This is a genomic window from Marinobacterium rhizophilum DSM 18822 (assembly GCF_000378045.1).
Taxonomy (GTDB): domain Bacteria; phylum Pseudomonadota; class Gammaproteobacteria; order Pseudomonadales; family Balneatricaceae; genus Marinobacterium_A; species Marinobacterium_A rhizophilum.
Genome location: NZ_KB899107.1, coordinates 76005 through 88294, shown reverse-complemented (window position 1 = coordinate 88294; position 12290 = coordinate 76005). Strand labels below are relative to the sequence as shown.

14 protein-coding genes are annotated in these 12290 nt (G+C 58.0%); 9 read left to right on the top strand and 5 right to left on the bottom strand.

Annotated elements, in window-relative coordinates; translation table 11 throughout:
- Positions 1–2: 2 nt before the first annotated feature.
- Complete coding sequence (oadA, locus tag F451_RS0118570; protein ID WP_020682915.1) at positions 3–1808, bottom strand: sodium-extruding oxaloacetate decarboxylase subunit alpha; 1806 nt, start codon at positions 1806–1808, stop codon at positions 3–5.
- Between the two features lie 94 nt (positions 1809–1902).
- Complete coding sequence (locus F451_RS0118565; RefSeq protein ID WP_020682914.1) at positions 1903–3318, bottom strand: acetyl-CoA carboxylase biotin carboxylase subunit; 1416 nt, start codon at positions 3316–3318, stop codon at positions 1903–1905.
- Between the two features lie 192 nt (positions 3319–3510).
- Here F451_RS0118565 and F451_RS0118560 point away from each other — a divergent pair, with 192 nt between their 5' ends.
- Positions 3511–4464, top strand: a complete 954-nt coding sequence (locus F451_RS0118560) for a LysR family transcriptional regulator (protein ID WP_020682913.1) — start codon at positions 3511–3513, stop codon at positions 4462–4464.
- Between the two features lie 20 nt (positions 4465–4484).
- Here the strand turns inward: F451_RS0118560 and F451_RS0118555 are convergent, their stop codons facing one another.
- Positions 4485–5039, bottom strand: coding sequence for an NUDIX hydrolase (locus F451_RS0118555; RefSeq protein WP_020682912.1), 555 nt, complete (start codon positions 5037–5039; stop codon positions 4485–4487).
- A 143-nt stretch (positions 5040–5182) separates the two neighbouring features.
- On the opposite strand from F451_RS0118555, the gene F451_RS0118550 reads away from it, so the two are divergent.
- The 3 genes from F451_RS0118550 to F451_RS0118540 are packed head-to-tail and all read left to right on the top strand — an operon-like array spanning position 5183 to position 6311.
- The gene (locus F451_RS0118550) at positions 5183–5779 is read left to right on the top strand and encodes a CoA pyrophosphatase (protein WP_020682911.1); all 597 of its coding nucleotides are present in this window, start codon (positions 5183–5185) and stop codon (positions 5777–5779) included.
- A 26-nt stretch (positions 5780–5805) separates the two neighbouring features.
- Complete coding sequence (locus tag F451_RS0118545) at positions 5806–5997, top strand: DUF1289 domain-containing protein (RefSeq protein WP_020682910.1); 192 nt, start codon at positions 5806–5808, stop codon at positions 5995–5997.
- Between the two features lie 11 nt (positions 5998–6008).
- Positions 6009–6311: an MTH1187 family thiamine-binding protein gene (locus F451_RS0118540; RefSeq protein WP_020682909.1), complete on the top strand. Its 303-nt coding sequence runs from the start codon at positions 6009–6011 to the stop codon at positions 6309–6311.
- A gap of 12 nt (positions 6312–6323) precedes the next feature.
- On the opposite strand, the gene F451_RS0118535 is transcribed toward F451_RS0118540, so the two are convergent.
- Both F451_RS0118535 and F451_RS0118530 read right to left on the bottom strand, forming a co-directional pair.
- Positions 6324–7610, bottom strand: a complete 1287-nt coding sequence (locus tag F451_RS0118535; protein WP_020682908.1) for an HlyC/CorC family transporter — start codon at positions 7608–7610, stop codon at positions 6324–6326.
- A gap of 89 nt (positions 7611–7699) precedes the next feature.
- Entirely contained in the window at positions 7700–8494 is a 795-nt protein-coding gene (locus F451_RS0118530; protein WP_020682907.1) for a cytochrome C assembly family protein, read from the bottom strand.
- Positions 8495–8672: 178 nt separating this feature from the next.
- Here F451_RS0118530 and ffh point away from each other — a divergent pair, with 178 nt between their 5' ends.
- The 5 genes from ffh to rplS all read left to right on the top strand — a co-directional run bounded on the left by ffh (position 8673) and on the right by rplS (position 12177).
- Positions 8673–10064 carry a signal recognition particle protein gene (gene ffh, locus F451_RS0118525; RefSeq protein ID WP_020682906.1) on the top strand — a complete coding sequence of 464 codons (1392 nt, stop codon included), beginning with the start codon at positions 8673–8675 and terminating at the stop codon, positions 10062–10064.
- A gap of 177 nt (positions 10065–10241) precedes the next feature.
- Entirely contained in the window at positions 10242–10493 is a 252-nt protein-coding gene (gene rpsP / locus F451_RS0118520) for a 30S ribosomal protein S16 (RefSeq protein ID WP_020682905.1), read from the top strand.
- 24 nt (positions 10494–10517) lie between these two features.
- A complete protein-coding gene (rimM, locus tag F451_RS0118515; RefSeq protein WP_020682904.1) occupies positions 10518–11045 on the top strand; it encodes a ribosome maturation factor RimM in 528 nt (175 codons plus the stop codon).
- Between the two features lie 3 nt (positions 11046–11048).
- Positions 11049–11798, top strand: a complete 750-nt coding sequence (trmD, locus tag F451_RS0118510; RefSeq protein ID WP_020682903.1) for a tRNA (guanosine(37)-N1)-methyltransferase TrmD — start codon at positions 11049–11051, stop codon at positions 11796–11798.
- Between the two features lie 22 nt (positions 11799–11820).
- Entirely contained in the window at positions 11821–12177 is a 357-nt protein-coding gene (rplS, locus tag F451_RS0118505) for a 50S ribosomal protein L19 (protein WP_020682902.1), read from the top strand.
- The last annotated feature ends 113 nt before the right edge of the window (positions 12178–12290 follow it).

Below are 12290 nucleotides of genomic sequence, written 5' to 3'. Positions count from 1 at the left end.
GTCTACTCGATCTCGATCAGCACCTCACCCGGTGTAACCCGGTCGCCCTTGGCGACGTGCACGGCCTTGATACTGCCGGCAATAGGCGCCTGTATTTCGGTTTCCATTTTCATGGCTTCGGTTACCAGTACTGCCTGGCCCGCTGTGACGGTATCGCCAACCGCGACCAGCACATCGACGATGTTGCCTGGCATGGCCGTGGTGACATGGCCGGGGGCGCTGGCCTTGACCCGCTCGCTGCTGGCGCTGGCGACATAAAGGTTCAGCGGTTCGAACACCACTTCTTCGGGCATGCCGTCCAGCGTCATGAAGATATGGCGTTTGCCGGCATCCAGCGTGCCTACTCCGGTAACGGCGATCTCGTAAGTCTCGCCATGCAGGTCGATCTTGAATTCTGTCGGAACGCCTTCATCCACGCTGCGCACCCTGGCTGCGCTTGCAGCAGCTTCGGGTTGCAGGGCTTCTGGCTGCAGGGTGCCGTCGCGGCGCTCGCTGAGAAACTGGCGGCCAATATCCTGGAACATGGCGAAGGTCAGCACATCTTCAGGGCTTTGGGCCAGGTCGCCGATCTCCTTTTGCAGGCGCGCCATTTCCGGCCGCAGCAGGTCGGCCGGACGACCTTCATTGATCTCGCCGTTGCCGATGGCCTGTTTCTGCAGTTGCTTGTCGACTTCTGCCGGCGGCTGGCCGTAGCCGCCGGCCAGGTAGCGCTTAACTTCGTTGGTGATGGTGTTGTAGCGTTTACCGGACAGTACGTTGAGCACCGCCTGGGTGCCAACAATCTGGGACGTCGGCGTGACCAGCGGCGGGAACCCCAGATCTTCGCGTACGCGGGGGATTTCGGCGAAAACATCGCGTATCCGTCCCAGGGCGTTCTGTTCCTTCAGCTGGTTGGCGAGGTTTGACATCATGCCGCCCGGCACCTGGTTGATCTGTACGCCTACATCCTCGCGGGTGAACTCGCTTTCGAACTGGTGGTACTTTTTGCGTACTTCACGGAAGTAGTCGCCGATCTCGCGGAGCAGTTCGAGATCCAGTCCGGTGTCCCAGGGGGAATCGCGAAGTGCTGCAACCTGAGATTCGGTAGCCGGGTGGCTGGTGCCTCCGGCGAAGGCGGAGATGGCCGTATCGATATGCTCCGCCCCGGCTTCGATGGCCTTGAGCTGGCACTGCGCCGCAATACCGGCGGTATTGTGGGAGTGGATGAATATCGGCAGCTTGACCGCCTTGCGGATCGACTTCACCAGGTCGTAGGTGGCATAGGGTGTGAGCAGGCCGGCCATATCCTTGAGGGCAATGGAGTCTGCGCCCATTTTCTTCAGCGCACGGGCCTGCTTGACGAATAGCTTGGTGGTGTGGACCGGGCTGGTGGTATAGCAGATCGTCCCCTGGGCGTGTTTGCCGGCTTTTTTTACCGCCTTGATGGCGGTTTCCAGGTTGCGCAGGTCATTCAGGGCATCGAACACGCGAAACACATCGATACCATTGGCTGCGGCGCGTTCGACAAAGGCCTCGACCACATCGTCAGCATAGTGGCGGTAGCCCAGCAGGTTCTGGCCGCGCAGCAGCATCTGCAGGCGGGTGTTGGGCAACGCGGCCTTGAGGTCTCGCAGGCGCTGCCACGGATCTTCTTTCAAAAAACGCACGCAGGCATCAAAGGTGGCGCCGCCCCAGACTTCCAGTGACCAGTAGCCAACCTTGTCCAGCTTGTCGCAGATGGGCAGCATGTCTTCGGTACGCATGCGGGTCGCAATCAGCGATTGATGGGCGTCACGCAGGATAACGTCGGTTACATTAACTTTGCTCATTTTCTTTCCTCTGGGCGCTGGCTGGCAGGTATTGCCTGCAGTGCCAATGCTGTATTCAAGTCCCGTTTAAAACCGCGCTTCTGTCCCCTGTGCCTTAGAGTCCTGCATGGGCGGCAATGGCAGCAGCGATGGCCAGGGCGATCTCACTGGGGTGGCGTTTTTGCGAATAGTGCAGCAGTTCCGGGTGATTGGGCACAAAGCTGGTATTAAACACGCCGCTGCGAAAATCGGGGCTCTTGAGAATTTCCTGATAGTAAGGCGCGGTGGTGCGAACGCCCTGCAGGCGCATGTCAGCCAAAGCGCGGGCGCCTCTGTCCAGGGCGTCCTCCCAGTTAAGCGCCCAGACCACCAGTTTCAGGCACATTGAGTCGAAATAGGGCGGTATGGTATAGCCGGTATAGATGGCAGTATCGGTACGCACGCCGGGTCCGCCAGGGGCGTAATAGCGCGTGATCTTGCCAAAGCTGGGCAGGAAGTTGTTTTTTGGATCTTCGGCATTGATGCGAAACTGCAGCGCAAAACCGCGATGCTGGATGTCTTCCTGGCGATATTGCAATGGCAGTCCGGCGGCGATGCGAATCTGCTCGCGCACGATATCGACCCCGGTGATCTGCTCGGTGATCGTATGTTCGACCTGTACCCGTGTGTTCATTTCCATGAAATACACTTCGTTGCCCGACAGCAGAAATTCGACGGTACCGGCATTCTCATAGTTCACGGCGCGGGCAGCGCGTACCGCCAGTTCGCCTACGTAGGCGCGTTGTTCCGGTGTCAGCTGTGGGCTGGGGGCAATCTCGATGAGTTTCTGATTGCGGCGCTGAATGGAGCAGTCGCGCTCGAACAGGTGGATGGCTTCGCCGTGGCTGTCGGCCAGGATCTGTACTTCGATGTGCTTGGGGTCAACGATGCACTTTTCCAGGAATACATCGGCAGAACCGAATGCCTTGGTGGCTTCGGAAATCACACGGGGGTACTGTGCGCGTAATTCCTCTGGCGTATCGCAGCGCCGAATGCCGCGGCCACCGCCACCGGACGTCGCCTTGAGCATCACCGGGTAGCCGATCTTTTCGGCCACGCCAAGGGCCTGTTTAAGGTCGTCGAGATTACCTTCGGAGCCCGGTGTGACGGGTATGCCAGCGTCGATCATGCTGGCGCGGGCCGCGGTCTTGTCCCCCATGCGGGATATCACATCGGCGCTGGGGCCGATAAAGGCGATGCCGCGTTCGGCACAGATGCGGGCGAAGTCGGCGTTTTCTGACAGGAATCCATAACCTGGATGGATGGCATCGCAGCCGGTTTCAGCCGCGAGGCTGACAATGCGACGAGGATCCAGGTAGCCCGTGAGGGGGTCTTCACCAGCAAAGTGGGCTTCATCCGCACGCTTGACGTGCAGCGCATAACGGTCCGGCTCGGTATAGATGGCGACCGAACGTATTCCCATTTCAGCACAGGCTCTGACAATGCGGACGGCAATCTCGCCACGGTTGGCGATCAACAGCTTTTTGAACATCGGGATCCTCCGTCAGCAGATGCGCACATGCGTAAATGAAAGTGGTGCGCCTGTGACCGTTTTAAGGTAGTACAGCTGCAATGTTAATTAAAAATTGATATTTTTTTGTTTTTCTATAAATTTTGTCTTATACGTGGAGTGAATATCGCTCGTCCGGGTGCTCGCCCCTGTGCTAACTGTTGAGATATAAGTATGGCTTACTCGCTGCCACAGCTGCTGAACCGGCTTTCGTTTCGTCAGCTACAGGTGTTTTCGGCGGTCTATCGTCTGAAGGGATATAGTCGCGCGGCGGCCGAGCTTGGACTCACACAACCGGCTATCAGTGCCCAGATTCGCCAGCTAGAGCAGGCGCTGGGTCAGCCGCTGTTCGATTATGTGGGCAAAAAACTCTATGCCACCGCCGCGGGCGATCAGCTGGCGAACAGCGTGCGACAGATTTTTGGCGAACTGGAGCAGTTGCAGATGCAGCTGTCGGAACTGGAAGGCACGGTGTCCGGCACGCTCAGTCTGGCGGCGGTCAGTACGACGCAGTACGTTGTGCCGCATCTGCTGTCGGGATTCCTGAAAAAGTACCCCAAGGTCGAGGTCAAGATGAAGGTGGTCAACCGTGCCCAGGCCATCGAGCGTCTGGCGGAAAATCACGATGACCTGGTGATCATGGGCATGGTGCCCGAAGACCGTTCGCTCACTTTTATGCCTTTTCTGGATAACGAGCTGATCGCCATCGTGCCGGCGGGGCATGCGCTGGGGAAGAAGCGTAGCGTCACGCTGGCAAACTTTCTGGCGCAGCCATTACTACTGCGTGAGCAGGGTTCGGGAACGCGCCGTGCGCTGGAGACCTTTTGTTCCGAACATCGCCTGCCGCTCAACGGCTATATGGAGCTGGGTTCCAATGCCGCTATCAAGCACGGGGTGCTGGCGGGTTTGGGCGTGGCTGTCATGCCGCGCCTCAGTGTTCAGCTGGAGCTGGATAATGGGCTGCTGCAGCAGGCCCAGGTGACGGGCTTTCCGTTGCGTCGATCATGGTGCACGGTGTATCCGCGCAACAAGCACCTGACGCCGGTGGCAGAGGCTTTTCTGGCCTATGTGCGTGACAATCTGGCCCAGATCAAAACCCAGTTTGAGAACCTGTACGGACCACGCTGACCCGAAAAGCGGCAGGTGGTTTAGCAGGCCATGTACTTGCCCCTGGGCGTATCCAGGTCGATGTGGCGCAACGGGAAGCGGTTGTTGCGCCGGTCTTCGAAATAGAGCCGTAGCGCATTGTGGATGGTCTGAAACGCCAGTTCGTCCCAGGGAATCTGTTCTTCGGTGAACAGTTCCACCTCCAGTGACTCCTCCCCCGGGCCATATTCCGGCGTTTTCATTTCAGCCAGATACAGCATCTGAACCTGGTTCACGTGAATAATGGATGTCACGGTGTAGAGTGTGCCGATCTCGACGACGGCGCGGGCTTCTTCCAGGGTTTCGCGCGCGGCGGCCTGCTCGGTAGACTCGCCGTTTTCCATGAAGCCGGCGGGCAGTGTCCAGTAGCCAATGCGCGGTGCAATGGCTCGCTTGCACAGAAGCACGCGATCCCCCATCACCGGCAGGCAGCCGGCAATGATGCGGGGGTTCTGGTAGTGAATGGTGCCGCAGCGATCACATACATGACGCGGGCGGTTGTCTCCCGGGGGAATGGTCTGGCTGACGCTGTGCCCGCAATGGCTGCAATAGTTCAAGGGATATCCTCTTCTGACTGCCTTCCATTCTAATGGCAGGCCTTTGCTGGCGACAAGGTTGGCGGGCATGGTGTCGTTATTGCGTTCATTTTTGTGCCCGCAGCGCGGTATTATATCGGGACTACTGGTTGAAGAATGACATCATGCTTGAGTTGCTTCGCCGACGCCTGGCCGATTACAGGCCGCGTCGTCTGTTATCTGAACGCCCCAATGCCAGTGTGCTGATCGCCCTGACGGATGGCGCTGAGCCGGAAGTGATTTTGACACGCCGTGCGTCCCATCTGTCTACCCATCGTGGTGAGGTTGCCTTTCCCGGAGGCAAGCAGGATGAAACCGACCCGGATCTGCTGTATACGGCACTGCGTGAGGCGCAGGAGGAAATTGGCCTGGAGCCTGGTCTGGTTGATGTGCTGGGTCCGCTGGGGCAGGTCATGTCCAAGCACCAGTTGCAGGTGACGCCCTGGGTCGGCATCGTGCCGCACGATGTGGTGCTTACGCCGAGCCCGGCGGAGCTGGAAAGCCTGTTTCGGGTTCCGCTGGGTTTTTTCATGGAGGACCGGCGCCAGCGCACCGATATCGTCCGTTTTCGAGGCATGACGCACTATGTGCCGGCCTATGAGTACAAGGGTTATGTTATCTGGGGCCTGACCGCCTACATGCTGGTGGAACTGCTCAATGTCGGTTTCGATGCCGGCATTCCGATGAAGCCCCGGCCAGAACATGAATCAGGTGGTTATTGAAGCGTTATTCAGGGTGTAGGAGTGGTATGGACTTTATTGAGAAAGAGCGCCCGATTCGCAGTCCCTGTATCGGTGTCTGCTGTCCCGGTGAACGCAATCTGTGTACCGGATGCCTGCGTAATGCGATGGAAATCGCAGAGTGGGGCGTGTTGGACAATGATGAAAAGCGCGCTGTGCTGGCGCTGATCCGGCGGCGCGAAAAGGGTGAAATCTGCTAGGAAGCCGAAACATGAATGTAATGATTGATCTGTGTGTCATCCCCCTGGGCGTCGGGGTGTCGGTATCACCCCATGTAGCGGCGTGTCAGCGGGTGTTTCAGGATGCCGGTCTGAGTCATCAGATGCACGCCTATGGCACCAACGTGGAAGGCGAGTGGGACGTCGTGTTTGCGGCGGTTCGGCGCTGTCACGAAGTGCTGCACGAGATGGGTGCGCCCCGCGTATCGACATCCATGCGGGTGGGCACCCGCACGGATCGTGATCAGACCATGGCCGACAAGATCAGCAGCGTGGAACAAAAGCTGGCGCAATAGCCGGCGGGTTGATCAGGCTGCGTCTTCGTCGCTGTACGCGTCCGACTCGTAGCGAGTAACCCGCGCCGTCTTGATCAGGTTATCGCTGATCTGAAGCGTTTCGAAGCGGTAACTGTTCAGCTCCAGGCAGACATTGGCGTCCGGAATGGATTCAAGGTTTTCGGTGATCAGGCCGTTGAGGGTTTTGGGGCCGTCAGTGGGCAGGTCCCAGCCCAGGCTCTTGTTGATTTCGCGGATATAGGCGGTGCCTTCTATAAAGAAGCTGCCATCTTCCTGAGGATGAATTTCCTGGTTGCTGGCCTTGTTCTGGGCCGACAGCTCACCGACGATTTCCTCCAGAATATCCTCCAGCGTTACGATGCCGAGAATATCGCCGTATTCGTCCACTACCAGGCCGATGCGACGGCTTTCGTTCTGGAAGTTGAGTAGCTGGGTGTGCAGCGGTGTCCGTTCGGGCACGAAGTAGGCTTCCCGAACCACCTGCAATATGGCCGCCTTGGTGACCTTGCCCTGCTGGATCAGCTGGGCAAGGTTGCGCATGTGCAGCGTGCCGACCGCCTTGTTGATGTCGCCGTGGTATACCGGCAGGCGTGTATGGCTGGTGTGGGAGAGCTGATACAGCAACTGATCGAGGTCATGATCCAGGTCGATGCCTTCGACTTCGTTACGGGGAATCATGATGTCGCTGACGGTGACATCATTCAGTTCCAGCACGCCGAGCAGCATCGACTGGTTGGTCTGGGGCAGCAGGGCGCCGGCTTCATGTACCAGGGTGCGCAATTCTTCGGTGCTGAGCAGATGGTTGTTGCTTTGGTCCACCTTGACGCCAAACAGCCGCAGCAGGCTGTTGGTAATGCTATTGACGACCCATACCAGCGGATAGGTGAGTTTCAGCAGCGGCAGCAGCACGTAGGATGCCGGAAACGCGATGCGCTCGGGGAACATAGCGGCAACGGTCTTGGGGGACACTTCGGCAAAGATAAGGATGATCAGCGTCAGGCCGGCTGTCGCAATGGCAATGCCCGCATCGCCCCACAGGCGCACGGCGATGACAGTGGCGATGGCGGAGGCCAGGATGTTGACGAAGTTGTTGCCGATCAGGATGACGCCAATCAATCGGTCGGGCCTTTCCAGCAGGCGGCTGGCTTTGCGCGCCCCGCGGTGCTTGTTCTTCACCAGATGCCGCAATCGGTAGCGGTTGAGCGACATCATGCCGGTTTCAGAGCTGGAAAAAAATGCTGAACAAAGGATGAGGAAGATGAGAATCCCGATGAGGGTACTTATCGATGCGTCTTCCAAGACGGGTGGACCTTAGACTTGCCAATAGGGCGTTCATTGTCTGGCCCACCGAGGGGGCTGTCAAGGGACCCGCGTGGGATCCTTTTCGGCTAGCTGGGCAGAAAAAATTCAATAACCAGTTTTGAGCCAAAAAACGCCAGCATCAGGGCAATAAAACCACCAATGGTCCAGCGGATGGCACGCAGGCTACGCCAGCCCATGAGGCTGTGGCCGGCCAGCAGGATGGCATACACAAACCAGGCCAGAATCGACAGCGTGGTTTTGTGAATCAGATGCTGGGCAAAGAAGTCTTCGACGAACAGGAAACCGCTGATCAGCGAGGCCGAGAGCAGAATAATGCCGGTCCAGAGCATTTCAAACAGCAGGCGCTCCATGGTCTGCAACGGGGGTAGGCTGGCGACCAGTCCGCGCGTATGGTGTTGTTTGAGGGCCGTATTCTGTCGCCATAGCAGCAATGCCTGCAGCGTTGCCAATGTAAAGATACTGTAGGCAAGAATGGACAACAGTATATGGGAGATCAGACCCGCGCTGTAATTGCGCTGCAGGCTGGTATCCGGGTCCAGGGTGGCGGTGAGCAGGGAGATGATGGCAAGCGGAAATACGCCGATAAACAGATTGTCTATTTGCTGCCGGTAACTGCTCAGTAGTACCAGTGCAGCCAGCAGCCAGCTGACCTGACAGCCAACACTGAAGAAGCCCAGGTTGAGCCCCTCGCCCAGGTGCATAACGAGATACACCGCCAGCGCGTGCACTGTCACGCCGCACAGGCCCAGGCCGCGGATCAGGTTGCGTGCCGGTCGCTTCTGTCCCTGCAATACCTGCCATTGCAACAGGGTTGCAGCTAGGTAGAACAGCACGGCAACAAGTATTGACGTCAGCAGCATCCGGGACCTCCATGGAAAGGCGCTAAGTGTGTCATAAAAAATCCGGGTGCGAAATAATGAGGTGCCGCCCTTCACAGCGCTGCTGTATAATGCGCATCCTTTGCAAGTTCAAGGCGTCTCCCTCGCCGCTTCAGGGGCCTTACCCGGCCCGGCCGGTGGAGAAAAACAGAGGCAGGATATGTTTGAGAATCTGACAGATCGGCTCACGCAAACGCTCAAGTCCGTTACCGGACAGGCGAAGCTTACCGAAGACAACATCAAGGGCACGCTGCGTGAAGTGCGCATGGCGTTGCTGGAGGCGGACGTTGCGCTGCCGGTGGTCAAGGAATTCGTCAACAGCGTCAAGGACAGGGCTGTTGGCCAGGAAGTCAGCAAGAGCCTGACTCCGGGGCAGGTGTTCGTCAAGATCGTCCAGGAAGAGCTGGTCAAGATCATGGGCGAGGCCAACGAAAAGCTCAACCTGGCCGCCCAGCCGCCCGCCATCGTGCTGATGGCAGGCTTGCAGGGTGCAGGCAAGACGACCTCCGTCGCCAAGCTGGCGCGCACGCTGCGTGAACGGGACAAGAAAAAGGTACTGGTCGTGTCGGCGGACGTTTATCGTCCTGCGGCGATCAAGCAGCTGGAAATGCTGGCCACCGAGGTGGCCGTCGACTTTTTCCCATCCAGCGCAGAGCAGGATCCGGTGCAGATCGCGACGGACGCAATCGCCCATGCCAGAATCCAGCATCACGATGTGGTACTGGTGGATACGGCGGGTCGTTTGCACGTCGATGGCGACATGATGGACGAAATCAAGCGTCTGCACGCCGCCATCAACCCGGTTGAAACCCTGTTTGTGGTCGATGCCATGACCGGCCAGGATGCCGCGGCGACGGCCAAGGCCTTCAGTGATGTGCTGCCGCTGACCGGTGTGATCCTGACCAAGGCGGACGGTGATGCGCGCGGCGGTGCCGCGCTGTCGGTACGCTACATCACCGGCAAGCCGATCAAGTTTATCGGTGTGGGTGAAAAGGTCGATGCGCTGGAGGCTTTCCACCCCGACCGTGTCGCCTCGCGCATCCTGGGCATGGGTGACGTCCTGTCCCTGATCGAGGAAGCCGAGCGCAAGATCGACAAGGACAAGGCCGAAAAGTTTGCCCAGAAAATCAAGAAGGGCAAGGGCTTCGACCTGGAAGACTTCCGTCAGCAGATTCAGCAGATGAAGAACATGGGCGGCATGGCCGGCATGCTCGATAAGCTGCCCGGCATGGGTCAGATGGGTCAGATGGGGCAGGTCGCCGATGCCGCCAAGGCGGAAAAGGGCATGCACCAGATGGAGTCGATCATCAATTCCATGACGCCGGGCGAGCGCCGCAATCCCGACATCATCTCCGGTTCGCGCAAGCGCCGCATTGCGCTGGGGTCGGGTACGCAGATTCAGGACGTTAACCGTCTGCTGAAACAGCACAAGCAGATGGCCAAGATGATGAAGAAATTCTCGGCCAAGGGTGGCATGGCCAAGATGATGCGCGGCATGAAAGGCATGTTGCCGCCGGGCATGGGCGGTGGCGGCGGTTTCCCGCGCATGTGATGCCTGCGGGTGTTGCTTAATATTTATCCAGAAAGTGCTTTTGTCAGGGCCGGGTTTGACGTAAAATCTCGGCCCTGATTTTGTAGGCCCGGTCGCTGCATGGGGTTCGTCCTAGTGTGGCCCGGAATTGTAACCGCGGGCGATCCTAAAACCCGCGAAAATAAAGGGACCATTCACATGGTAACAATTCGTCTGTCTCGTGGCGGCGCCAAAAAGCGTCCGTTTTATCACCTTACCGTCGCTGACTCTCGCAATGCGCGTGATGGTCGCTTTATTGAGCGAGTGGGTTTCTTCAACCCGGTTGCGCGCGGTCAGGAAGAAAGCCTGCGCGTTGATCTGGAACGTGTTCAATACTGGCAGGACAAAGGCGCGAGCCTGTCCGAGCGTGTTGCTCAGCTGATCAAAGAAGCGAAGAAAGCAGCTAAGTAACGCAGGGTTGGGCCGGGTCGAAGGATGGAAGACAAAAGTTCTCTTATAACGCTGGGCAAGATCACCACTCTGTACGGCGTCAAAGGTTGGGTGAAGGTTCATTCAAGTACCGAACCGATGGAAAACATCCTGAACTATGCCCCCTGGCAGCTGAAAATCGGAGACGAAACAAAAATCGTCGAGGTTGAAAGTGGTCGGGTTCATGGCAAAGGCCTGGTAGCCAAGTTGGCTGGAGTAGATGATCGGGATGTGGCGCGGCTTTATTGCGGTGCTGAAATCCTGACCGAGCGCAACCGTCTTCCCGAGCTGGAAGTCGGTGAGTACTACTGGAGTCAGCTCGAAGACCTGCTGGTATATACCGAGTCCGGGCAGTTGCTGGGCAAGGTAGAGCATCTGATAGCAACAGGCTCTAACGATGTATTGATCGTTAAGGGCACTGAAGAGAGCATCGATCGCCGCGAGCGGTTGATTCCCTACTTGCCTGATCAGGTGGTCAAGGAAGTTGATTTGGTTAAGGGTTGCATTCGGGTCGACTGGGATCCGGAGTTTTAGGCGGTGTGGTTTGGTGTAGTCACCCTCTTTCCCGAGATGTTTGAAGCCATTACGGCTTACGGTGTCACGGGGCGGGCGGTACGCAATGGGCTGATTGATGTCCGGTGCTGGAATCCGAGGGATTATACTCTGGACAAGCACCGTACTGTCGACGACCGTCCCTATGGAGGCGGTCCTGGCATGCTGATGAAAGTTCAGCCATTGCGGGATGCGATCAATGCGGCGCGTAGCGCTGCTGGCGACGGAGCGACAGTGATTTATCTGTCGCCCCAGGGGCGTCGGCTGGATCATGCCGGCGTGCGCGAGCTGGCGGCGCGGCAGAAGTTGATTTTGGTGGCGGGGCGTTACGAAGGTATCGACGAGCGCCTGCTGGAAACCGAAATCGATGAAGAGTGGTCACTGGGAGACTTTGTCCTCAGTGGCGGCGAATTGCCGGGCATGACGCTGATCGACGCAGTATCCAGGCTGGTGCCCGGTGTACTGGGACATCAGAACTCGGCAGCAGAGGACTCCTTTAGCGAGGGGTTGCTTGACTGCCCGCACTACACGCGACCGGAACAGTTTGACGGAATGCAAGTACCCGAGGTGCTGCTGGGCGGCAATCACGAGGAAATCAGACGCTGGCGTCTGAAACAGCAACTGGGTCGAACCTGGACAAGGCGCCCGGACCTGCTGAAAAACCTCGAGCTGGATCGCGAGCAGCAGACGTTGTTAAACGAATACATCCGTGAGACCCAGAGGTCCGACGGTTGAATACTCACTCTAGGAGCGAGCGATGAGCGGCAAAATCTCTATCATTCAGCAGATCGAAGCTGAGCAGATGGGTAAACAGATTCCTGAATTCGGCCCCGGTGATACCGTTGTCGTACAGGTTAAAGTGACCGAAGGCACCCGTACGCGTCTGCAGGCGTTTGAAGGTGTAGTGATCGGCAAGCGTAACCGCGGGCTGAACTCTGCCTTCACCGTACGTAAAATCTCCCACGGTGTGGGCGTTGAGCGTACTTTCCAGACCTTCAGCCCGACAGTTGACAGCATTGGTGTCAAGCGTCGTGGTGATGTGCGCCAGGCCAAGCTGTACTACCTGCGCGAGCGTAGCGGCAAGTCTGCACGTATCAAGGAAAAGCTGGGCTGAGCCTCGCTCACCTCAGTTTCTAAAAGGGCGGCCTTCGGGTCGCCCTTTTTGCGTCTGAGCTCGTGCAAACCCGTCGTTGGCCTGCTCGCGATTTGACGCTATGATGCCTACTA

Excerpts from the sequence above, each read along its gene's own strand:
- F451_RS0118545 (WP_020682910.1), top strand. The coding sequence starts at position 5,806 with ATGGACTTTATTGAGAAAGAGCGCCCGATTCGCAGTCCCTGTATCGGT.
- rpsP (WP_020682905.1), top strand. The coding sequence starts at position 10,242 with ATGGTAACAATTCGTCTGTCTCGTGGCGGCGCCAAAAAGCGTCCGTTT.
- F451_RS0118565 (WP_020682914.1), bottom strand. The coding sequence starts at position 3,318 with ATGTTCAAAAAGCTGTTGATCGCCAACCGTGGCGAGATTGCCGTCCGC.
- F451_RS0118550 (WP_020682911.1), top strand. The coding sequence starts at position 5,183 with ATGCTTGAGTTGCTTCGCCGACGCCTGGCCGATTACAGGCCGCGTCGT.
- ffh (WP_020682906.1), top strand. The coding sequence starts at position 8,673 with ATGTTTGAGAATCTGACAGATCGGCTCACGCAAACGCTCAAGTCCGTT.
- F451_RS0118540 (WP_020682909.1), top strand. The coding sequence starts at position 6,009 with ATGAATGTAATGATTGATCTGTGTGTCATCCCCCTGGGCGTCGGGGTG.
- rimM (WP_020682904.1), top strand. The coding sequence starts at position 10,518 with ATGGAAGACAAAAGTTCTCTTATAACGCTGGGCAAGATCACCACTCTG.
- F451_RS0118560 (WP_020682913.1), top strand. The coding sequence starts at position 3,511 with ATGGCTTACTCGCTGCCACAGCTGCTGAACCGGCTTTCGTTTCGTCAG.
- rplS (WP_020682902.1), top strand. The coding sequence starts at position 11,821 with ATGAGCGGCAAAATCTCTATCATTCAGCAGATCGAAGCTGAGCAGATG.
- F451_RS0118530 (WP_020682907.1), bottom strand. The coding sequence starts at position 8,494 with ATGCTGCTGACGTCAATACTTGTTGCCGTGCTGTTCTACCTAGCTGCA.
- oadA (WP_020682915.1), bottom strand. The coding sequence starts at position 1,808 with ATGAGCAAAGTTAATGTAACCGACGTTATCCTGCGTGACGCCCATCAA.